The sequence below is a fragment of the Pseudoalteromonas pernae genome (genome assembly GCF_039831865.1).
GTDB classification, from domain to species: domain Bacteria; phylum Pseudomonadota; class Gammaproteobacteria; order Enterobacterales; family Alteromonadaceae; genus Pseudoalteromonas; species Pseudoalteromonas pernae.
In genome coordinates this window covers 373,921-397,699 of record NZ_JBDODM010000001.1, presented here as the reverse complement: position 1 = coordinate 397,699, position 23,779 = coordinate 373,921, and the positions used below count along the sequence as shown (strand labels likewise).

Sequence of the window (23,779 nt, the reverse complement as noted above, 5' to 3'; positions counted from 1 at the left end):
GATTACAATACTACCACATGATCGGCCTGACTTAACAAGGCCTGCTTTTGCGCAGAATCAGCGCCCAAGGTATCAATCGTCAAAGAGCTCTGGTTAAGTCCTCTTGCAGCGATTGATTTTGTGCATACGTACACGTCATCAACATCATATATCTCTAGCATTTTAATCGCCTTGGTGAAATCTTTGTGTTGTAGCGATTTAGGGTCTTGTGCTGGCGCTAAGGCAAACACTGCGTCGCCTTCTAATAACCAGGTGACCTTTTGGTCAATGGCTGCAAAAATTAGGACGGTATCAAGCGATTCACGTAAGCTTTGCCCCGTGTATGGTGAGTTCTTGCTAATGATAAGAATATGCTTCATTTGAATTGAACCCATCTATCTGCTTGAGCGACTTCCATCGCAAACTCTGCTAAGCCTGAAACAAGGAACTGACTGTTGTCGCATACTGACACTCCTCGTTTACTCGCTGCGGTTACACAAACATGTACGGGTATGTTCAGTTCAAATAGACTCTGCCATATGTCTGCTGGGTTAAATTCGTCGCTGGCTATATCAAAACCAGACAGGGCATGATAAACACCATCTTGATAAAGAAAGATGCACTTAAGTTCATGTCCGTTTGCTATCGCTGAGTGTGCGAAGCGCTGTAATGCTTGCAGTGTGCAGGTGTCGCTAGCTGCAGTATGCAACGAAAGTACAAAACTAGCCAAATTACATCCAAAAAAAAGCCCCAATTAGTTGGGGCTTATTCTAGCAAATTCTGCTAATTAGTCATCTGCTGCACCGAGAAGGTGAAGTAATGAAGTAAACAAGTTATACACGTTTAGGTACAGTGACACTGTCGCGCGTACATAGTTTGTTTCACCGCCGTTGATGATGCGGCTGGTATCAAACAGGATTAGGCCAGACATAATAAGAACGACTGCGGCATTGAGAGCCATAAACATCACTGAGCTACCGATAAAGATGTTTACGATACTCATCACGATAACAGCGATTAGGCCAACGACCAAAAAGCCGCCCATAAATGAGAAGTCTTTTTTGGTTGTTAGTGCGTACGCTGACAAACCAAAGAAGATAAGGGCAGTGGAGCCAAGCGCTTGCATAATAAGCATTGGGCCGTTTTCCATTGCTGCGTAGTGGTTAAGCATAGGACCAAGGCCAAAACCTAACACACCAGTAAAGGCAAAGACTAACAGTACACCAGTGGCACTCTCAGCTTTCTTATTAATGATGAACAACATCGCCAAAGCGATCAGTGAACATACGATACCCGTGAAATACGGAGGGTTAAGCGCCATAGAAATACCCGCAGTAACTGCACTGAATGCCAATGTCATCGCGAGTAAAAAGTAAGTGTTCTTTAAAACCTTATTTGTCTCAATGGTCGACATCACCGGCTGAGCCGTGCTGTACGAGTTATTAAACGCCATTGTTAAACTCCTTAATATTAATCAATCCCCAGATGCACTTTGCATCTAAGTTCAAGACTATCAAGTCTATTAAATATGGGCAAACCTTTACGATTCAATACGCTGTTATTGCGCTAAATCGATCTTAATTTAAACAAAACAGTCAAAAATTAGGCGTTTAAACAAAAAAATCAAAATAACACTTCACAAACGCAATTCATTTATCTAATATTCGCACCGCTGCGGAGAGATGGCTGAGTGGTTGAAAGCACCGGTCTTGAAAACCGGCATACGTTAATAGCGTATCTAGGGTTCAAATCCCTATCTCTCCGCCACTAAATTAAACTTAGGTGATTATGTCATCTGGGTAACCGCATTGGAGAGATGGCTGAGCGGTTGAAAGCACCGGTCTTGAAAACCGGCATACGTTAATAGCGTATCTAGGGTTCAAATCCCTATCTCTCCGCCACATAGAAAAGGCCGCTAAATTAGCGGCCTTTTTTACATCCCGAATAAAGTAGCGCTTGCGCCTATCCATAAATTTGCTATTCGACTAAGGTATCTGTTGGCAGTGCCCGCTTTTTCTGCGACGCTGGATACGGATATAACTAAAAATAAATAAGTCATGAAACATCGTTTAGCAAAAGCAGTCTTTTATTCTTTACTTGCCCCAATTATTGTCGGTCTAACGCTCGGCATTTATTACGCACTAGGTGCGCAAAGTAATGGCTCGCAAATTTTCTTCAGCGTTCTTTTGTCGGCCATCGCCAACGCTCATATCGTTGGCTTATCCATGGCCGTGTTTGTGGTTCCCGGATACCTACTCATGTATAAGCACAATAAAGTCCATTACAGTGGTGTATTAACCCTCGGTATGCTCGGTGGTGCTTTATTCAGCTACGCCTTTGGTGCTGGGGCTGGTTTTTTGTTGGTAGTTAATGCCGTGATGGCAGCCTTAGGTAGCGGGTTGTTTTTGTACGGTTTAAGACGAAATAGTCCCGAACACGCGTAGAGATGTTAACAGAGCTGGATTAATTTTAAGCAACCAGCTCAATTTAATGTAATCCCATCAATTTTTTCTTGATAAAAGGTTTCATTTGCGCGCCACAAAGAGTACCTTAAACACTGCGTATTCTATGTGAAGTAGTATTTGATGAGCAAAGAAGATTTTTATCGCTCTTTGACGGAACAGGCCGACGCGCTTATTTCCGGTGAGCCCAATTTAATTGCTAACTTAGCGAACATCAGTGCCTTGTTATACATGTCCTTAGAAGACATCAACTGGGCTGGATTTTATTTATTGGAATCTCCACAGCAGTTAGTGCTTGGTCCATTCCAAGGTAAGCCTGCTTGTGTTCGAATTGAAGTTGGTAAGGGCGTTTGCGGAACTGCGCTAGCTCTTGATCAAACTCAACTTGTTTCTGATGTACATGCATTTCCAGGTCATATTGCTTGTGATGCTGCATCAAATTCGGAAATCGTTGTTGTCGTGAAGAGAAATGGTGAGGCTATCGGTGTTTTAGATATTGATAGCCCGAGTTTGAACCGATTTGACGAGCTGGACCAAGCGGGCCTAGAGCACCTTGTTCGTTGTTTAGAAAAGCACATCGCATGAAAGATCTACTAAGCGTTCAGGATTACTTATTTTCGATTACAGATGTAGGTGATTGGGAAGGGGAAGAAGAATTGGTGTGTGAGCGACTTAATGAACTCATACATCATGCTTGGGAGCGCCTTCCTGATGATCTCGGCTGTGATCAAATCGACAGTATCATCACCGGTATTTGGGAACATCTTCGGGGTGATTTGGCATTGATTGATGCTGAACTCGATGAGTTACTAGACTGGGTTGAACACTATATCGACTCAGCTCAAGACGAGCAGATGTAAATTAAGGTTTAGAAATGGAAACCACAGACAAGCTAAAAGACATAAACGAAGTATTGGCGTTTCTTTACGAAGAATTCCCCAATTGCTTTAAACAAAAAGACGGCATAAAGCCACTTAAAGTAGGTATCTTTAAAGATATCGCTGAGCGTATTGAAGGCAATGAAAAAGTCAGCAAAACGCAAGTGCGCCAAGCTCTTCGTAAATACACATCTAACTGGCGCTATCTTGAAGCGGTGGTTAAAAACGAATTCCGCGTTGACCTCGACGGCAATCAAGCAGAAAAAGTTGAGCAAGAGCACATTGATCATGCGCAAACTGCACTTGAACAAAGCCGTGCGAAAATGGCAAAGCGTAAAAAGCCAACTCGTGGTCCAAAAGACGGTGACACAAAGGGTTACAAAAAACGTCCTCAGGGAAGTGGTAAACCTGGAGTAAAAGGCGCTAAAGTCAAAAAAGCACCTGTAGAACAACCACGTCGCAGTAATAAAGTTGAACCTTTACCAAGCGAACAGGTCAAGGCTAATACCAAAGTTAAAGTAAAATTAGGTCAAGCGCTTGTTAACGGTACTATCACTGAAGTCAACAAAGAAGACATTCATGTTGAGCTAGTGACTGGTATGCAAGTTAAAACTAAAGCAGACAGCTTGTATCTAGTTTAAAAAAAGGAGTTGTGCATGAGTAAGACGTTTTCACTCATTCCCCTTGTTGCAGCATTAGTTGCAGCGCCTGCCTTAGCATCATTAGATAAGGTAACCATTGCAGATTTGCCAACGTTGCATCAAGAGTCGCAACACAGTACGGCAAGTAAGCGAGTGACAAACCTCTTTACCCGTGCACATTACAAGCCGATTCGATTTAACGATGAACTCTCTGATCAAATGTTTGATCGTTACGTCGAATCGCTTGATTACAATCGCAGTATTTTCCTTGCATCTGATGTGGCTCAGTTTGAGCAATACCGTGATAAGTTCGACAACGCGCTGAAATCAGGCAAACTCGACTTTGCTTATGATTTATTTAATTTGAGCATGAAGCGTCGTTTTGAACGTTACCAATATTCTTTGTCTTTGCTTGATAAGCCATTCGACTTTACAACGGATGATAAATATTTCTTTGAACGTGAAGACGCGCCGTACGCTTCGACCGAGGCTGAGCTAAATGAACTTTGGCGTCAGAAAGTAAAATATGACGCATTGCGATTAAAGCTAGCCGGTAAAGATTGGGACGGCATTAAAGAAGTACTCGAAAAGCGTTATACCTACACATTAAAGCGCTTGGTACAAACCAAAAGCGAAGACGCTTTCCAAATTATTATGAATGCCTTTGCGCGTTCTATAGAAGCACATACTTCATATTTATCGCCACGCCGAGCGGAACAATTCAAGATGGATATGGATCTTGAATTAGAAGGTATCGGTGCGGTATTGACCTACGATGAAGACTACACTGTGATTCGCTCGCTGGTTCCAGGTGGACCTGCGGACAAAACCGCTACAATCAAACCTGAGGACCGCATTATCGGCGTGGCGCAGGGTGATGATGACTTTGTTGATGTGATCGGTTGGCGCCTAGATGATGTGGTTGATTTAATCAAAGGCCCAAAAGGCACCATCGTTCGCTTGCAGTATCTTAAAGGTAAAGATGACCACGGTAGCCCGAAAATCGTTGAAATCACACGTGACAAAGTGCGTTTGGAAGACCGCGCAGCTAAATCCAGCGTATTTGAAGCCCAGTACTCAGACCTAACGAGCAAGATTGGCGTCATCGAAATTCCCGGCTTTTACAACAATTTATCGGAAGACGTCAAAGCTGAGTTAGTTAAGTTAAAAGCACAAAAGGTTGATGGCATTATCATTGACTTACGCCAAAATGGCGGTGGTTCGCTATATGAAGCAAATCAACTGTCGGGCTTGTTTATCGACCAAGGTCCAATCGTGCAAATCCACACCCTGAGCGGCGATGTGCAAGAGCAAAAAGACAGTGACGGAGTCACTTATTACGATGGTCCTTTAACTGTGCTCGTTGACAGATACAGTGCATCTGCCTCAGAAATTTTCGCAGCAGCGATGCAAGATTATGGTCGCGCAGTGATCGTCGGTGAACAAACCTTTGGCAAAGGCACAGTGCAACAACATCGTGGCTTAGGTCGTAATTATGACTTGTACGACAACAAGCTAGGAAGTGTTCAGTATACCATTGCTAAGTTTTACCGTATTGACGGTGGCAGTACACAGCACAAAGGCGTAATCCCTGATATCAAACTCCCTACGCCAATCGACCCAGCAGAGTGGGGTGAAAGCCAAGAGGATAATGCATTACCTTGGGACAGCATTCCTCGCGCAAAATACGCGACTGTGGACAGTTTAAATGACACTATTAGTTATTTGAACAAGGTGCACGACAAACGCGTGGCGACTGAACCTGAATTTAGTTACGTGATGCAAGACATCAAAACGTATCAAGAAGAGAAAGACCGTCAATATATTTCACTCAACGAAAAAGACAGATTAGCGAAAAAGGACGAGCTTGAGGCATTAGCATTGAAACGTACCAACGAGCGCCTTGCACGTCTTGGGTTAGAGCCTGTCGAGAGTGTAGATGATGCACCTGAGGTGTTAGAGGACTTCGACCCATTTTTGGAAGAAGCTGCGCTGATCACTCAGGATTACATTAAATATGGTCGATTAGCTAAGAATAATAAGTAATCAAATACTTGAGAAAAGGGCGCTTTATGCGCCCTTTTTGTCGTTTAAACGCTGTTAAATCTCCTCGGCTCTGGTAATCTTTGCAGGATAATAAAAATAACCCTTGCAGCGTTGTGTAATTAGCAAGGGCAGGAGAGTCATTTTGACAACAACAAAACAAGCTAAATTTATCGATGCGATGATCCCAATCACAGTGTTGATCTGTCTATTGGGAGCCGCAGTGTATCTGTATGGTGACAATTCATCATCGGGTCCAAACCAAATTGCATTACTATTTGCTACCTTCACGGCAGCCTTAATTGGCCTAAAAAATGGCTTCACATGGAAGACCCTTGAAGAAGCCATGATCAAAGGGATCACCATCTCCCTTGGGGCAATACTCATTTTGTTGATGGTTGGCGCCTTGATTGGTACTTGGTTGCTATCAGGCACGGTTCCTACGTTGATCTACTACGGTCTACAAATAATTAACCCTCATTGGTTCTACGCCGCCAGCTGTATCATCTGTGGTGTTGTGGCAATGAGTATCGGTAGTTCGTGGACTACTGCAGCCACAATTGGTGTTGCTTTATTAGGGGTAGCGAACGGTCTGTCATTAGACCCTGTTGTCACGGCTGGTGCAGTTATTTCGGGTGCGTATTTCGGCGATAAACTGAGTCCATTGTCAGAAACCACCAACCTTGCGCCTGCGGTCGCTGGTGCAGATTTGTTTGCTCATATCCACCATATGTTATGGACAACTGTGCCGAGTTTCGTCATTGCCGTGATCATTTTTATTTTCATGGGGTTCAATGCCGAGGTGAGCAGTGATGCAACTAGTATCGACAACATGGTTGCCTTATTGGAGCAAAATTTTAATATCAGTATCTTCAACCTTGTGCCTCTATTCGTGCTGTTGACCCTCGCTATTCGCAAAATGCCCGCGTTCCCAGCAATATCGATTGGTGCTGTACTAGGTGCTGTTTGGGCTCTAATCTTCCAAACCGATTTACTCGCGACTCAAGTTGATATGTCACAAGGCCAGCTAATTGGCTACTTTAAATTAGTGTGGGCAACGTTCTTCGACGGTTTCAACATCACTACGGGTGATGCCAAAATGGATGACTTGCTCTCTGGTGGTGGTATGTCTGGCATGTTAAATACCACCTGGTTGATCATGATGGCGCTTATGTTTGGCGCGATCATGGAAAAAACTGGTTTACTCGATGTATTCGTGCGCAGCATTTTGAAAGTAGCGAAGTCGACAGGCTCATTAATTGCTGCAACCATAGGCACCTGTATTGGTACTAACCTTGTTGCCGCGGACCAATACATTGCTATCGTCGTCCCTGGGCGTATGTTTAAAGAAGAATATAAAAAGCGTGGCTTAAAGCCGGTCAATCTTTCTCGTACGCTGGAAGACGGCGGCACCATAACAAGTCCACTCATCCCATGGAATACCTGTGGTGCTTATATGCAAAGCGTTTTGCTCATCAATCCATTTGATTATGCTATTTACGCGTTCTTTAATTTAATTAACCCAATCTTGGCCGTTATTTACGCCTACTTGGGAATTAAAATTCTACGCATAGAGCCTAAACACCTTCAGCCAGAAGTTCAGGCAAAACAAAGCGATTAATTTTTAAGGGCATCATTCGATGCCCTTGCTATCTCAGGAGACTGTAAGTTTATGAACTCCAACCAGCCACAAGCGCAATATTTAAGCGACTATCTACCACCGTCATTCTTTATCGACTCAGTGGCGCTGTATATCGAACTGGCCCCTTTAAACACTAAAGTGGTGGCTCGCTCACAGGTCGTTGCCAATCAGCAAAATCCTAGTGACCAGTTGGTGCTAGATGGCATTAATTTAGAATTACAGAGCGTTGTAATTAATGGTCAACAACATCTCGCTTATAAAGAGGTTGCTCAGCAACTTATCATTAGTGATTTACCTAATGAGCCGTTCGAATTAGAAATTACGACCCACTGCTCACCCCAGACAAACACCTCTTTAGAAGGCCTTTATTTATCTGATGGAGCCTATTGCACCCAGTGCGAGGCTCAAGGCTTTAGAAAGATCACCTATTTTCTAGACCGTCCTGATGTGATGGCAAGCTATACCGTGACGATTGTTGCAGACAAAGCGCAATTTCCTCATTTACTGTCGAACGGTAACAAGATTGAACAAGGTGAGCTAGGCGGTGGTAAGCATTATGCCGTTTGGGAAGATCCATTTAAAAAGCCAAGTTACTTGTTCGCATTGGTTGCGGGGGATTTTGATGTTCTGCGCGACCAATACATGACCATGTCTGGTCGTAAAGTCGCTTTAGAATTGTATGTAGATAAAGGCAATTTATCTAAAGCCCCACATGCAATGGCATCGTTAATTAACGCGATGAAGTGGGATGAAGAGCGCTTCAATTTAGAGTACGACCTTGATGTGTACATGATAGTCGCTGTTGACTTCTTCAACATGGGGGCGATGGAAAATAAAGGCTTGAATATCTTTAATTCCAAGTGCGTATTGGCTAATGCAGAAACCTCGACTGACCGAGATTTTCATCTTATCGAATCAATTGTCGGACATGAATATTTCCATAACTGGACTGGTAATCGTGTCACTTGTCGTGACTGGTTCCAGCTCTCACTCAAAGAAGGGCTGACGGTTTTTAGAGATCAAGAATTCAGCAGTGACCTAGGTTCGCGCGCATTGAACCGCATTGACGCAGTCAAGGTGATGCGTACCCATCAATTTGCCGAAGATGCAGGACCTATGGCGCACCCAATACGCCCAGAAAAAGTGATAGAAATGAATAACTTCTACACAGTAACTGTGTATGACAAAGGGGCCGAAGTCATTCGTATGTTGCATACCCTACTAGGGGAAGAAGGCTTCCAACTGGGTATGAAACTTTATTTTGAGCGTCATGATGGCCAAGCCGTAACCTGTGACGATTTTGTCAGCGCGATGGCTGATGCCAACGCAGTTGATTTAACGCACTTTGCTAAATGGTACAGTCAATCAGGTACACCAGTGGTGCAAGTTGCACAAAAGTACAACAGTGAAGCGCAGACATACTCTTTGACGTTAACACAGGTGCATACGCCAAGCGGCGACCAAACCAACAAAGAGAATCTAGTTATTCCCGTTGTCATTGAATTGCTCAACGATCAAGGCGAACCTTTGTCGCTTATTATTGATGGCCAGCCAGCCTCAAAAGTATTGCAGTTAAGCGAGTCCACTCAAACTTTTACTTTTGAAGGGATCGTCACTAAGCCTGTGGCAGTGGTTTTTGAAGACTTTTCGGCGCCGGTTAAGGTTGAGTTTGATCAGCCTTTATCAGAACAGTTGCATATCGTTAAGCACGCCAGCAGTGAGTTTAGTCGCTGGGACGCACAACAAAGCGCGTTGACCCAATGTGTGGTTGAAGCGATAACAAACCAAAGTAGTGAACCGATTTTACCAGCGAGTGTCATTGAGACTCTACAGAGCATAGTCAAGAGCACCTTAGAGGGGCAGGAGCAAGACCTTGCCCTTGTAGCAGAGCTTCTTACTCTACCAAGCTTCGATACGTTAAGCGCGAGTTTTACACACATTCCGATGGATGACCTAATCAAGGTTACTCAGTCCTTTGAGATACAAATAGCAACATCCCTAGAGAAAGCGCTAATACAGGTTATTGAGACCTTTGTGGACGATAAGCAACAAAACCATCAAAGTGCGGCTATTCGGGCGCTCTTGAATGCTTCTATGTACTACCTTGCTAAAGTCAATACGGCTAGCGATTACATGGTCTCACAAGCACAGACAGGCTCAATGACAACGGCATTAGGTGCGCTTAAAGCCATGGTGAGCGCACAACACAGCGAAGCACTGGTGCAATTAAATGCATTTGAGAAGCGTTGGCAAGACGATGTGCTTGTTATGGACAAGTGGTTTAACTTGCAGGCGTTGAGGCAGGGGGATGGCGCACTTAATGCTATCACAGAGTTGTATGAGCATGCTCACTTTAGCTGGAACAACCCCAATCGTGTTCGCGCGCTATTAGGTCCTTTGACGATGAGTAACCCACTCGTATTTCATCATCACAGTGGTGCAGGGTATCAAGTGCTAGGCGATGCGTTGATTAAGTTGAACGACATCAACCCGCAAACTGCGTCGCGACTTATCACGCCGTTGTTAGCTTGGAAGCGTTATGATACTAACAGGCAAAAAATGATGGTGGCGCAATTAAAACGCCTGCAGTCATTACCAAATTTAAGTAAAGACTTGTTTGAAAAAGTAGACAAAGCATTAGCTTGATGAATGTTCAGTATTTTTATTTTAGTTTGTACTTAACCCATGAGCAGTGCTTGGCCTATTACAAAGGCCGAGTTACTGCCATTCAAGTAATTGATGATACGGGTCTGACGATCCGCTTTCCCGCCGCAAAGATATTGCCTTATATGTCGAGTATCGGTATTCGTGGGCGATTTAGATTGGCACTCGATGACAATAATAAATTCGTGAGTTTGGAACGAATTTAACTCGCCATAATTTTTACGTAATTAGCGAAGATGTAAATTGCATTTGTCGCGAACGTTATTGTCATGTATAAAAATAGTGGTAGGATGTCATACCATTAGCGCATAGAAAGGAAATTTGACGCGACAATCAGGGCTTTAATGTAGACTGTTTGTAAATTTAGCGTATCCTTTCTTATGTACAAGACTACACTAAAAACAATAACTTGATCTAAAAATTACCCGCGCGAAGGGGGAAGCAACAATGATAAGACAGCCACTATTTGCGAAGCATCGACTTGCGCTCAGCATCGGCGCAGCGATGTTAGGCATGAGTAGCGCAGCACACAGTGCTAATTTTACGGTTGGTAACTTTGACGTTAACTTTGACTCGACGTTTTCATACGGTCAAAGCATTCGTACTGAAAACCGTGATTTCGACAAGTACATCGGTAAAAGTAACCATCCACGCTTTGACTGGACAGGTTACAACCCAGCATTAAACCCAATTTATTCATCGACTGATGTTTGGAGCCAGCCAGGCGCCTATTCAAACAACGGTGATGCAGGGAACCTGAATTTCGACAAGGGTGATACCTTCTCGCAACTTCTAAAAGGCACCCATGAACTTGCTATCAATGGTGAGTCTTATGGTTTGTTCACCCGCTTCATGTATTTCTACGATTTCGCGTTAATGGATGGTGATTATGCATACACCAATCCAGTATCAGGTGAATATGTAGACCCATGTGACTACGATGAAACTAAAGAGCAAGTGTGTGCGGATTTCCGTCTATTAGACGCTTTCGTGTGGGCTGATTTTGATTTCAACGATGGCATGAACCCATTATCAGTGCGACTTGGCCAACAGGTTGTGAACTGGGGTGAAAGTACCCTGATTTCACACGGTATCAACGTCAACCCAGTTGATATTGACCGCCTAAAGGCGCCGGGCGCTGAGCTTAAAGAGGCCTTTATACCAGTTGGTATGTTATGGGCTTCATTAGGAATTACCGAAAATATTTATCTCGAAGGTTTTTATCAGTACGAATGGCATGAAACGCGTTTGCCAGCAACCGGTAGCTATTTCTCTACTAATGACTTTGCGTCAGAGAATGGTTTCAACCAGAACGTACAGTTAGGTTTTACGTCAAATCCTGATATTGATTTAGCTTTCCTTACAGACAGCCTTAATAGCCTAGCTGCTAACTGGCAAGCTGCTGCGGCAGCGCAGGGGATTGATCCAAATTCAGCTGCTGGCCAACAGTTGTTAGCGAACATGTATTTGGCGCACCCAACTAAGGTCGCACTTAAAGGCAAAGGTGACCGCGGCAAAACTGAGCCAGATGATGGCGGTCAGTATGGTCTGCGTTTAGGTATGTTCTTGCCTGAACTAAACGACACTGAAGTAGCAGCTTACTTTATCAACTACCACAGCCGTCGTCCGGTTATCTCAGGTCAGGTATCTGATTTCACGCAAGCGAGTATCGCACAAGACTTACAAATGATAATGACCACTGAAATCAACAGTGACAATATCAACGATCTTGGTGCATTCACAAAAGCTGTGTTGGCGTATCCAGAAGATATTAAGCTTTACGGTTTGAGCTTTAACACCTCATTAGGTGAAACTGCATTTGCAGGTGAATTTGCGTTCCGTGAAGACGAGCCATTCCAAATCGACGACGTTGAATTGTTGTATGCAGGTATGCCTGAGCAACTAGCTGTTGCGGGTATCCGTCCTGATTTCGCAGGCATTTCACAAATGAGCCCAGGCGATGATATTTCAGTTGTTGGTCCTGGTGAAACGGCGCAGGGTTACATCCTTCGCAACACCGCTCAGCTACAGTTCACAGCGACACACCTGTTTGGCCCATCTTTAGGTGCAGACAGTTGGGCAGTTGTTGGTGAAATTGGTGGTGTTCGTATCAATAACATGCCAGCGTACGACGAGTTACGTTTGAATGTTTCTGGTACAGGTCGAAGCGGTATAATGGAAGGTCCTTTAGCAGACGATTATTCTGCACTGCATATGGGTCTTTCAAATGGTCCAGAGACGAATCCGTTCCCAACTGCGTCAGCATGGGGTTATCGTTTAATCGCCAAAGGTGACTACTACGATTTATTCTCTGGTGTGAACTTCTCACCACGTTTTGTTTTCTCACATGATGTGAACGGTATTACACCTGATCCAATGTTCTTGTTTATCGAAGACAGAAAATCATTGGGTATCAATATGAATTTCAATTATCAAAATACTTGGTCTTTTGATATTGGCTACAATTCATTCTGGGGTGGCGGTGCGACGAATACCTTCGCAGATCGTGATTTTGTTTCGTTCAATATTAAATATTCAATTTAAAAGGGTACATGTATGTTAACTAAACCTACCCTCATTGCAGCAGCATTCTGTGGCCTTTTTGCCACTACTGCAGTACACGCTAAAATCTCGCCAGAGCAGGCTGCACGTTTGGGTGCAGACTTAACGCCAATCGGCGCTGTAAAGGCGGGTAATGAAGATGGTTCTATTCCAGCTTGGAATGGCGGTATTACCGAAGTTCCAGCAGGTTATGAGCCAGGTATGCACCACCCAGATCCGTTCGCTGCGGATCAAGTGTTGTACACTATCGATAAGTCAAACTTGGAACAGTACAAAAACGTATTGAGCCCAGGTCAAATTGCCTTGTTTGAAGCGTATCCTGATACCTTCAAAATGAACGTATACCCAACGCGCCGAAGTGCGTCTTATCCTCAGTTTTACTATGATGCAACGAAAAAGTATGCAACTGAAGCTGAGTTAATTGAAGGCGGTAACGGTATCAAGAACACCGCGATTGGTGTACCTTTCCCAATCCCTGCGAATGGTCTTGAAGCTATCTGGAACCATCTACTGCGTTATCGTGGTTTGTCGGTAGCTCGCTTTGGTGGACAAGCGATGCCAACGGCATCGGGTTCATACAACCTGATCGGTTTCGATGAGCAGCTCATGCTTAAGTACTCGAATCCAGATGCGACACCTGAGCAATTACAAGAATCAAACATCCTGTTCAAGTTCAAACAAAGCGTTACTGAACCTGCTCGTCTTGCTGGTACAGCATTGCTTGTACACGAGACAATGGACCAAATCCTAACACCGCGTCAGGCTTGGACGTACAATACTGGCCAACGCCGTGTTCGTCGAGCTCCAAACGTTGCGTATGATGCACCGGGAACAGCGTCAGATAACTTACGTACTACCGATGACTTCGATATGTTCAACGGTTCACCAAACCGCTACGACTGGGAACTTAAAGGTAAGCAAGAGTTGTTAATTCCTTATAACAGCTACAAGTTACACAGTGACTCACTTGAGTATGATGACATTCTCAAGCCTGGTCACGTGAACCCAGAGCACGTTCGTTATGAGAAACACCGTGTATGGGTTGTAGAAGCGAACCTCAAAGATGGTACACGCCATACCTATAAAAAGCGTGTGTTCTACATTGATGAAGACAGCTGGCAGATTTCTGTAGCTGACTTATACGATAACCGCGATCAGCTATATCGTGTCGCTATGGCTTATGGTCTAAACTACTACGAAGTACCGACGCAGTGGACAACGCTTGAGGTTTATCACGACCTTAACTCGCGTCGTTATCTAGCTATTGGTCTAGATAACCAATCACAGATGTATGACTTCTCACAGTCGTTCCAAGACAACGAGTTTACATCTAACGCACTACGTCGCGAAGGTCGCCGTTAATCTTCGCACTAACCTAGGCCCACAATTGTGGGCCTTGTTCTCTCATTAACATTTCATTTGGGCGCTAATTAATATGAAGTACGTGCTTTGGGCAACGTTGATTATGTCGCTGCAGGCTGTAGCTCAGGTCGAGCCTCAACCCGCGTATCAGGCCGAACAGGCTACACAGACGCTATTTACTGACATCACAGCAACAGACGATAAAGTTATCGCTGTGGGTCAACACGGCACTATCGTTTTTTCTCTAGATGGTCAGCAGTGGCAACAAGCCAATTCACCAGTCGATATCCTCTTGACCGCGGTGTATTTCATCGACAACGAAAATGGTTGGGCGTGTGGTCACGACGCAACTATCTTAAACTCACAAGACGGTGGCCAAAATTGGCAAGTGCAACAATTTAATCCCGAAATAGATAAACCTTGTCTCGATATCACATTCTTTGATGCAGAGCACGGCGTAGCTGTGGGCGCATATGGCATGTATTTGCAAACTAAAGACGGCGGAAAAACTTGGGAAAAGCGTTTTTTAGATAGCCTATTATTCGAAGAAGACCGTGAGTACCTGCTAGACCTAAAAGAGAATGATGCAGAAGGTTTTGCAATTGAAAGCGCTTCCATCTTGCCTCATTTTAATCGTATCGTTTCGACCTCTAAAGGCTTGTATATAGCTGGCGAAATGGGGCTTATCGCTCATAGCGCAGATAACGGCGAAACGTGGCAGCGCGATGAAGAAATTTACCCAGGGTCATTTTTTGATATAGCAGAATTTCAGGACCGTATCCTTGTCGCGGGTTTACGTGGTAATGCATTTGTCTATGGTGATGAGTCAGATTGGCTACAACTGGATACAGACCAAGAAGCGACCATGAACGGCATCATGACAACAAAAAATAATGGTTTATATATCTTCGGTAACTCAGCTGTGATCTACCATTTAGAAGACGTTAATTCGCTTGAATTACAAAGCGAGCAGTTAAGCGACGGTAAGGCCATCCTTAATGGCGTTGAGTTTAAAGGCCAACTTATCTTGGCTACCGAGGCGGGCATTAAAAGCAAGGAGTTTAATTAATCATGCAAATTATAGTGGAATCATTGGAGCGCAGTTTATTCCGCCATCGCATGTGGGTGATTCTTGCATTTGTCCTAGCGACGGTTGCACTTGCTTTTCAAGCAACGAAGCTAAAATTAGACGCTTCTTTTAACAAGAACATTCCCCTTAATCATGAATACATGAAGGTATACACCAAGCATGAAGCACAATTTGGTGGTGCTAACGGTATTTTGATTTCTGTGTGTGACGCCAATGGCGATATCTTTAATGAAGAGTTTTTTACTCAGCTTAAAGCCGTACACGACCAGCTTTATTTTATTCCCGGTGTTAATCGTCCATTAGTGAATTCTATCTTTTCGCCAAGTGCGCGATTTGTAGAGGTTGTTGAAGACGGTTTCAGTGGCGGCCCCATCATTCCTGCGAACTTCACTGCAAATAGCCAGGGTTTGGCCAAAGTAAAAGAAAATATAGAGAAGGCCAAGGTAGTAGGGCGCATGGTTGCGTCAGATTACTCATGTGCCATGGTCAGCGCTCAGTTAATGGAATTCGATCCACAAACGGGTGAAAAGCTTGATACGTTGTCAATTGCAGAGCAATTAGAGACTAAAATTCGTGGTGACTTGAGCACGGATAACGTCAGTATTCATATTATCGGCTTTGCCAAAATGGCCGGTGATATCGCTGATGGTGCAAAAGATGTAGTGGTATTCTTCGCTATTGCCATTGCGATTACCTTTATCATGGTGTGGTTGTTCTGTCGTAACTTTAAACTGACCTTATTACCTATCATTTGCTCCTTTATTGCCGTTGTTTGGCAATTAGGTTTGCTTGCTTCATTGGGCTTTGGCCTAGACCCTATGTCAATTTTGGTACCGTTTTTGGTGTTCGCGATTGGTGTGAGCCATGGCGTGCAAATGATCAATGACATCGCGAAAAAAGTACAGCTAGGTTCTGATACAAAAACCGCCGCAGAGTCGAGTTTCAAAGCATTGATGATCCCAGGCGGTATTGCGCTGTTATCAGACACTGTTGGTTTTATGACGCTGCTGGCAATCGATATCGGCATCATCCGTGAACTGGCTATTACTGCGAGCTTGGGTGTTGCTGTAATCATCTTTACCAACTTAGTGTTATTGCCAGTTGTTGCTTCTTACCTCGACGGCAAAGGCATGCATGTAATGACCGCAGATAATAAGAAGAAAGATTCATTATTCGTAGTCCGTGAATTCCTTGTGTCACTTACTGATCGAAAGAATGCGACTATCGTTCTGGTTCTTACCGCAGTGCTTTTTGCATTTGGTTTCTGGCAATCACAAAAAATGCACATCGGCGATTTACATGCAGGTGCCCCAGCACTTCATGAAGACGCTGTTTATAACCAAGATACCTTCTTAATCTCAGATCGCTATGCCATCTCGGTAGACATTCTCAAAGTCATTGTTGAGGCCTATCCAGCGGCGTGTACTGAACACGATGTGATGGAGCGAATCAGACAGTTCCAGTGGCGTATTGATAATGTGCCTGGGGTGCAAAGCAGTGTGTCACTGGCCAGTGTTGCCCAGGCAGTCAACGCCGGTTACAACGAAGGTAACTTAAAATGGCAGACGATTCCGCGTAATACATCATCACTGGTACAAGCAACGTCACGTGTAGAGACCAGCTCAGGTTTGTTAAACGGTGATTGTTCAGTTATGCCAGTCATCATCTTTATGGAAGACCATAAAGCGCAAAGCATTGACCAAGTTGTTGCGGCAGTGAAAGAGTTCGGCGACGAGTTTGGAAATGATAAAATAGCGTTCCGCTTAGCGTCTGGCCCAATTGGGGTGATGGCAGCGACCAATGAGTCAGTATCAGAAGCACAAACGCCGATGATGATTTATGTATATGGTGCTGTGATTATTCTATGTTTACTAAGTTTCCGCTCGTTGCGTGCAACCATCGCGGTTGTGTTACCTCTTTATGTGGTATCAACACTTGCCCAAGCCCTGATGGTAAGTTTGGAAATCGGTCTAACGGTTTCCACACTGCCTGTTATTGCGCTGGGGGTAGGGATTGGCGTCGACTACGGTATTTATATTCTCTCTTCCAAGATGATCCAGCTTAATCAAGGTTTGACTTTGAGCGCTGCGTATCGAAATGCACTCGTTGAACGAGGTAGTGCGGTGCTGTTTACAGGTATCACCCTTGCGGTAGGTGTAAGCACTTGGATTTTTTCCGCACTGAAGTTCCAAGCCGATATGGGTATCCTCCTAACCTTCATGTTTTTAGTAAATATGATCGGTGCGGTCGTTCTAATTCCTGCAATTAGCGCCTTCCTCTGGTCTGACCAGAAAAAATAATGTGAATACTTGTGTACAGAAATGGCCCTAACGGGCCATTTCTATCTATATTTTGTGAATAGAATGCCAACATGCTGAAATCATTGGTCTGATTTGATGAAAAAGGCTTTTTATTAGCTGTAAAAGCGTTAGAATTTACCTGACTCCACGCTATTCAGTCACCCGTTCACAAGGCGGTATAGATTAAGGAACACACAATGACACAAAATGACGGTCACGCTAGCGTTATTCTGAATAACGTCAGCAAGCTTATTAAAAGCAAAGTTCAAGCAGATAAGGTGTCACTGGTCGATAAATTCGCCCATGCGCTTTATAGCAATATGTCGGCTGAAGACCTTGCACACAGAAATGATAGTGACCTCTACGGAGCAGCACTTAGTCTTTGGAATGCACTAGAAGCAAACCAGACCGACGAAGCTGTTATCCGTGTAATGAACCCTGAAGTAGCAAAACACGGTTGGCAATCCTCTCACACCATCGTAGAAATTATTGCTAAAGACATGCCGTTCTTAGTGGACTCTGTGCGCATGTCACTGAACCGTGCCAATATTGCTTCTCACTTATTGTTGCACTCGCCACTGAAAATTACGCGTGACGATAAAGGTGCAATTACCAACCTTTCAAACTTGAAAGCTGAACAAGAATCGACGTCTACTAAAACCGTGTTCTTTATCGAGATCGACCGCCAAACGGACGAAGCAGAAATTAATGCGTTCAAAGCGGAATTAGAATCAGTCCTTAATGATGTTTCTCTCGCCGTTGAAGATTGGCAGCCAATTCGTGACAAGCTACTGGAAGTACTCAAAGAGTTACCTAAGCGTCCTAGCAAGGTTGATAAAGTAGAACTGCAAGAAACGCTAGAGTTCCTCGAGTGGCTTGCAGGCGACAACTTTACTTTCATGGGCTATCGCCAATACGAGCTTACCCCGGTAAAAGGTGACCATCAGCTTAAAGGCGTGAAGGGCACGAGTCTTGGTCTGATGAAAAACTCAGATGAAGAGCAAGTGCGTTTGCTGTCAGATATGCCTGAGATTGCCCGTAAAGAAGCGCGTAGCAACAACCTATTGGTGTTGACTAAAACTAACTCGGTATCACGCGTTCACCGTCCGGCACACACTGACTACATCGGCATCAAACGTTTTGATAAAGATGGCAACGTCATCGGTGAAGACCGCTTTATTGGTTTGTTCTCATCGAGCTTCTACAACAATAGCGCCGCAGACGTTCCAGTACTGAAATCGAAAATCCGTCGCGTATTGGACATGAGTGATTTTGCAACTGGCACACACGCGTACAAAGCAGTTCTAAATATTCTAGAAACTTATCCGCGTGATGAACTCGTGCAAGCGCGTGAAAGTGAACTACTCGACGTTGCTATGGGTGTATTACACATTCAAGAGCGTGACATGTGTCGTTTGTTCGTACGTAAAGATACTTATGGTCGTTTCTTTTCGTGCATGGTGTATGTACCACGCGAGCGTTATAACACAGCACTTCGCCGCGAAACACAGCAATTACTTGGTGATGCATTCGGCTCAAATGAAAAAGTAGCCTTCACCACTTACTTCTCAGAATCAAATCTTGCACGTACTCATTACATTGTGCGTGTGCAAGAGGACAACGTAGATTACGACGTGAAAGACATCGAAAACAATTTAATCGAAGCGGCCCGTACATGGGAAGACAAGCTACAGTCAGCACTTCTTGCTAATAACGGCGAAGCACGCGGAAACGAACTTAATCGCAAGTATGCAAATGCATTTGCCAGTGCCTATAAGGACCAAGTATTACCGAGTGCAGCGGTTGTTGATATCGAAAAGCTAGAATTGTTGGACGAACAGAACAAATTAGAAATGTTGTTCTACCGTCCACAAGAAGAAGCGAATTCAAACATCGTTCGTTTGTCACTGTTCCATAAAGATGAGCCAATCCATCTTTCAGATGTAATGCCAATGCTTGAAAACTTTGGCCTGCGCGTAATTGGTGAAACACCGTACGCCGTGAAAACATCAGACGGTCGTGTAAACTGGATCATGGATTTCTCTATGTTGCTAAACAACAAAGAGATCGCCGATTTCGACAAAGTTTCAGCGCGTTTCCAAAAAGCATTAACTGATGTATGGAACAACCGTTTAGAAGATGATGGCTTCAACCGCCTCGTATTGATGGGTGGTTTAACAGGTCGCGAAGCGTCTATTTTACGTGCTTACGCTAAATACATGCGCCAAATCGGTGTTACTTTCTCGCAAAGCTATATTGAAAGTACATTGGCCAATTACCCAGCTATCGCTTCGCAAATCGTCAAACTATTTGCCAAAAAGTTCTCGGTTAAGAGCCCAGGTACAGAGAAAGCGTTAGAAAAGCTAGTTGCACAAGTGTATGAAGCGCTTGAAAACGTTGCTAACCTAGATGATGACCGTATCATTCGTTTGTACGTAGACATGATCAATGCAACGTTACGTACTAACTACTACCAAAAAGCAGAAGATGGCTTATTTAAGTCGTACATCTCTTTTAAAGTTAAACCTAGCTTGATTCCAGATGTACCACTGCCTCTACCTGCTTTTGAAATCTTCGTATATTCTCCGCGCGTTGAAGGTGTTCACCTTCGCGGTGGTAAAGTTGCCCGTGGTGGTTTGCGTTGGTCTGACCGTCGTGAAGACTTCCGTACCGAAGTACTTGGTCTTGTAAAAGCACAGCAGGTTAAGAATACAGTAATCGTTCCAGTGGGTTCTAAAGGTGGCTTCGTTTGTAAGCAGCTTCCTACAGACCGTGAAGCGTTCTTCAAAGAAGGCCAAGAATGCTACAAAATCTTCATCCGCGGTTTATTAGACATCACTGATAACATCGTTCATGGTGAGATAGTTGCGCCAGAAAACGTAACCCGTCACGATGAGGACGACCCATACCTAGTTGTTGCTGCCGACAAAGGTACTGCAACATTCTCTGACATTGCTAATGGTATTGCACAAGAGTATGGCTTCTGGCTAGGCGATGCATTTGCCTCTGGTGGTTCAATCGGTTACGACCACAAGAAAATGGGTATCACAGCCAAAGGTGGTTGGGAGTCTGTTAAGCGTCATTTCCGTGAAATTGGCATTGATTGTCAAAACACTGATTTTACGGCGATCGCTATCGGCGACATGGCAGGTGATGTATTCGGTAACGGTATGTTGTTATCAAAGCACACACGCCTACAAGCTGCGTTCAACCACATGCATATTTTCATCGACCCTAACCCAGATGCTGCTAAGTCTTGGGAAGAGCGTAAGCGCATGTTTGAACTACCTCGCTCAAGTTGGGAAGATTACAACACCGACCTAATCTCTCAAGGTGGTGGTATCTTTAATCGCAGCGCTAAGTCAATCACGCTTACACCTGAAATTAAGAAAATGATCGGCACTAAGAAGGCTGCGATGACGCCAACTGAACTGATCAAAGCTATCTTAATGATGCCGGTAGACCTACTCTGGAATGGTGGTATCGGTACCTACATCAAGGCTAAATCAGAGACTGATTCAGACGTAGGGGATCGCGCTAACGATGCATTGCGTATCAATGGCTCTGAACTGGGTGCGAAAATCTTCGGTGAAGGCGGTAACTTAGGTGCAACGCAACTAGGTCGTATCGAGTTTGCTGCGAAGGGCGGTCGTATTAACACTGACTTTATCGATAATGTTGGTGGTGTGGCTTGTTCGGATAACGAAGTTAACATTAAGATTCTACTTAACTCGCTTGTTAGTGAAGGCGATTTAACGAGAAAACAACGTGACGAATTACTTTACTCAATGACTGACGAAGTGTCTGAGTTAGTATTGAAAGACTGTTACCGTCAAACGCAAACTATTTCCGTAACTCAGCTTAAGGGTGTGTCAACGCTAAAAGAGAAAATCCGCTTTATTCATGCACTTGAAAAAGACGGTAAGCTTGACCGCGTTATTGAATTCCTACCAAGCGATGAAGAGTTAGCGGATAGAGCAGCATCAGGTAAAGATTTAACTCGTCCTGAGCTATCTGTACTTGTTTCTTATGCGAAGATGGTTCTTAAAGAAACACTCGTGACTGAAGAAGTATCGAATAACCCATATTATCGCCAGCTGCTTGTACAGTCGTTCCCTGTACCACTGCGTGAACGCTTCAATAAGGCAATGGATAACCACCCACTGCGCAGCGAAATCATCGCAACCAAGTTAGCGAATAATATCGTTAACGATATGGGCTTGAACTTCATGGTGCGTATGCACGAAGAAACAGGCGCGACAGACGCTGAAATTGCACTGTGCTACAGCATTGCTCGCGAAATTTTTGGTCTGCCTAGCACGTGGTCAGAAATTAGTGCGCTAGATAACCAAATCGATGCGGCTGTACAAACAGAAATGTTGTATCAATTACGTCGTACTGTTCGTCGTGCAACACGTTGGTTCTTGCGCCACCGCAACAAGGCGATGACAATTGAGCAGAGCATTGAGCACTTCACTCCATGCTTTAAAGACCTTACCGATAATCTTCACAACTACATGGTGAGCGGTGAGAGCGAGCAGATCCGCGAAAATGCAAAGGCGTTGGCTGATAAAGGTGTACCTGCTCAACTTGCTATGCGTATTGTGTCGCTATCAAGCTTGTTCTCAGCGATGGACTTGGCTGAAGTGGCTGCAAACAGCAAGCGTCCTACGTCGCTTGTATCAAGTACTTACTTCAAGCTGGGTGCACGCATGGGTCTGCACTGGTTCTTGGCGCAAATCACTAACCAGCCGGTTCAAAACCACTGGCAGGCATTGGCTCGCGCTTCTTATCGTGAAGAGCTCGATTGGCAGCAACGTACGCTTACAGATGTTGTATTACGTAGTTTTGATGACAAAGAGCAAGATGTGGATGCGCAAATTGATGCGTGGATGGATGCGAATGAAGCATTGCTTCAGCGTTGGCAACAAATGTTGAGTGAATTCAAAACATCACAAAGCCACGACTTTGCGAAGTTCTCAGTCGCCTTACGTGAACTTATGCTACTTGCCCATAACTGTGACCACCGTAATTAAGACATCTGCTCTTAGTTACTGTTAATAAGCAGTAAAACTCTGTAGAATACCTCGGCTTTTTGCCGGGGTATTTTTTTAAGGGGAATTCATGTTTTACGATTTAGCTCGCCGTTTTATGTTCACCAAAGATGCTGAGTGGGCGCACGATTTTGCGTTAAAGAATTTGCGTCGTTATGCAAATACACCACTGTCAATGGCATGGTCTCAAAGTGTGCAAGATAAACCGACAGAATTTCTGGGCCTTGAATTTAAAAACCCAGTAGGACTCGCTGCAGGCCTAGACAAAAACGCTGAATGTATCGAAGCATTCGCGCAGATGGGCTTTGGCTTCATTGAGGTAGGGACAGTAACACCACGTCCACAAGCGGGTAATGATAAGCCTCGCATTTTCCGTTTGCCAGAACAGCACGCTGTTATAAACCGTATGGGGTTCAACAACAAGGGTGTTGATAACCTTGTTGCCAACGTGAAAGCTGCGAATTACAACGGTATTCTTGGTATCAATATCGGTAAAAACAAAGATACGCCGAACGAGCAGGGCAAAGATGACTACATCCACTGTATGCGTAAAGTGTTCGAACATGCTTCATATATTACAGTAAATATCTCTTCTCCAAATACTCCTGGACTGCGTGACTTGCAATACGGCGAAGCGCTTGATGACTTATTATCAAGCCTGAAAAATGAGCAGCTTGATTTGATTGCTAAACATAACAAACAGGTACCTATGCTCGTAAAAGTTGCACCTGATCTTGATGCGGTACAAATTGAACAGGTGACGCAATCACTTGTAAATAACAAGATTGATGGTGTTATTGCAACTAATACAACCCTAGACAGAACAGCTGTACAAGGCCTTCAATACGCTGACGAAGCGGGTGGTTTATCGGGTCGTCCAGTGCGCGCTAAGTCGACGGATGTGATCAAAGAGATTAAACGCATCTCAGAAGGTAAACTGCCAATTATTGGTGTTGGTGGCATTGATAGCGGCGAAGCAGCTAAAGAAAAATTCAATGCTGGCGCGGACTTGGTGCAGGTTTATACTGGTTTCATTTACGAAGGACCAGGGCTAGTTAAACGGATCATTAACGCCTTATAAGGATCCGCTATTTCAGGAAAT

General features: G+C 44.3%; 17 protein-coding genes and 2 tRNA genes. 16 read left to right on the top strand and 3 right to left on the bottom strand.

Annotated elements, in window-relative coordinates:
- Positions 1 to 2: 2 nt before the first annotated feature.
- The 3 genes from tusC to V1358_RS01720 are packed head-to-tail and all read right to left on the bottom strand — an operon-like array spanning position 3 to position 1,432.
- A complete protein-coding gene (gene tusC, locus V1358_RS01730) occupies positions 3 to 359 on the bottom strand; it encodes a sulfurtransferase complex subunit TusC (protein WP_347392387.1) in 357 nt (118 codons plus the stop codon).
- Positions 356 to 709, bottom strand: a complete 354-nt coding sequence (gene tusD, locus V1358_RS01725; RefSeq protein WP_347389267.1) for a sulfurtransferase complex subunit TusD — start codon at positions 707 to 709, stop codon at positions 356 to 358. The genes tusC and tusD overlap by 4 nt, the downstream gene beginning before the upstream one ends.
- Positions 710 to 766: 57 nt before the next feature.
- Positions 767 to 1,432, bottom strand: a complete 666-nt coding sequence (locus tag V1358_RS01720) for a Bax inhibitor-1/YccA family protein (protein ID WP_347389268.1) — start codon at positions 1,430 to 1,432, stop codon at positions 767 to 769.
- A 223-nt stretch (positions 1,433 to 1,655) separates the two neighbouring features.
- Between V1358_RS01720 and V1358_RS01715 the strand changes: the two genes are divergently transcribed.
- From V1358_RS01715 to pyrD, 16 genes are all read left to right on the top strand, one after another.
- Positions 1,656 to 1,746 (top strand) — tRNA-Ser (locus tag V1358_RS01715).
- Positions 1,747 to 1,789: 43 nt separating this feature from the next.
- A tRNA-Ser gene (locus V1358_RS01710) sits at positions 1,790 to 1,880 on the top strand.
- A 156-nt stretch (positions 1,881 to 2,036) separates the two neighbouring features.
- A complete protein-coding gene (locus tag V1358_RS01705) occupies positions 2,037 to 2,423 on the top strand; it encodes a hypothetical protein (protein WP_347389269.1) in 387 nt (128 codons plus the stop codon).
- A 141-nt stretch (positions 2,424 to 2,564) separates the two neighbouring features.
- Positions 2,565 to 3,026: a free L-methionine (R)-S-oxide reductase MsrC gene (gene msrC, locus V1358_RS01700; protein ID WP_347392386.1), complete on the top strand. Its 462-nt coding sequence runs from the start codon at positions 2,565 to 2,567 to the stop codon at positions 3,024 to 3,026.
- Positions 3,023 to 3,301 (top strand): hypothetical protein, encoded by a 279-nt coding sequence (locus V1358_RS01695; RefSeq protein ID WP_347389271.1) that lies wholly within the window; start codon positions 3,023 to 3,025, stop codon positions 3,299 to 3,301. Before msrC ends, V1358_RS01695 begins: the two co-directional genes overlap by 4 nt.
- Before the next feature lie 14 nt (positions 3,302 to 3,315).
- Positions 3,316 to 3,960, top strand: coding sequence for an RNA chaperone ProQ (proQ, locus tag V1358_RS01690; RefSeq protein WP_347389272.1), 645 nt, complete (start codon positions 3,316 to 3,318; stop codon positions 3,958 to 3,960).
- A 15-nt stretch (positions 3,961 to 3,975) separates the two neighbouring features.
- Positions 3,976 to 6,006: a carboxy terminal-processing peptidase gene (prc, locus tag V1358_RS01685; RefSeq protein ID WP_347392385.1), complete on the top strand. Its 2,031-nt coding sequence runs from the start codon at positions 3,976 to 3,978 to the stop codon at positions 6,004 to 6,006.
- Between the two features lie 142 nt (positions 6,007 to 6,148).
- The gene (gene nhaC / locus V1358_RS01680; RefSeq protein ID WP_347392384.1) at positions 6,149 to 7,624 is read left to right on the top strand and encodes a Na+/H+ antiporter NhaC; all 1,476 of its coding nucleotides are present in this window, start codon (positions 6,149 to 6,151) and stop codon (positions 7,622 to 7,624) included.
- A 51-nt stretch (positions 7,625 to 7,675) separates the two neighbouring features.
- Positions 7,676 to 10,291, top strand: coding sequence for an aminopeptidase N (pepN, locus tag V1358_RS01675; RefSeq protein ID WP_347392383.1), 2,616 nt, complete (start codon positions 7,676 to 7,678; stop codon positions 10,289 to 10,291).
- On the top strand, positions 10,291 to 10,515 hold the full coding sequence (locus tag V1358_RS01670) for a DUF2835 domain-containing protein (protein WP_347389276.1): 225 nt from the start codon (positions 10,291 to 10,293) through the stop codon (positions 10,513 to 10,515). Before pepN ends, V1358_RS01670 begins: the two co-directional genes overlap by 1 nt.
- A gap of 241 nt (positions 10,516 to 10,756) precedes the next feature.
- Positions 10,757 to 12,853, top strand: coding sequence for a DUF1302 domain-containing protein (locus V1358_RS01665; protein ID WP_347389277.1), 2,097 nt, complete (start codon positions 10,757 to 10,759; stop codon positions 12,851 to 12,853).
- Positions 12,854 to 12,865: 12 nt separating this feature from the next.
- On the top strand, positions 12,866 to 14,233 hold the full coding sequence (locus V1358_RS01660) for a DUF1329 domain-containing protein (RefSeq protein ID WP_347389278.1): 1,368 nt from the start codon (positions 12,866 to 12,868) through the stop codon (positions 14,231 to 14,233).
- 73 nt (positions 14,234 to 14,306) lie between these two features.
- The gene (locus V1358_RS01655) at positions 14,307 to 15,302 is read left to right on the top strand and encodes a WD40/YVTN/BNR-like repeat-containing protein (protein WP_347392382.1); all 996 of its coding nucleotides are present in this window, start codon (positions 14,307 to 14,309) and stop codon (positions 15,300 to 15,302) included.
- A 2-nt stretch (positions 15,303 to 15,304) separates the two neighbouring features.
- A complete protein-coding gene (locus tag V1358_RS01650; protein WP_347392381.1) occupies positions 15,305 to 17,623 on the top strand; it encodes an efflux RND transporter permease subunit in 2,319 nt (772 codons plus the stop codon).
- Positions 17,624 to 17,820: 197 nt separating this feature from the next.
- Positions 17,821 to 22,659, top strand: coding sequence for an NAD-glutamate dehydrogenase (locus V1358_RS01645; RefSeq protein WP_347389281.1), 4,839 nt, complete (start codon positions 17,821 to 17,823; stop codon positions 22,657 to 22,659).
- Between the two features lie 88 nt (positions 22,660 to 22,747).
- A complete protein-coding gene (gene pyrD, locus V1358_RS01640; protein ID WP_347392380.1) occupies positions 22,748 to 23,758 on the top strand; it encodes a quinone-dependent dihydroorotate dehydrogenase in 1,011 nt (336 codons plus the stop codon).
- The last annotated feature ends 21 nt before the right edge of the window (positions 23,759 to 23,779 follow it).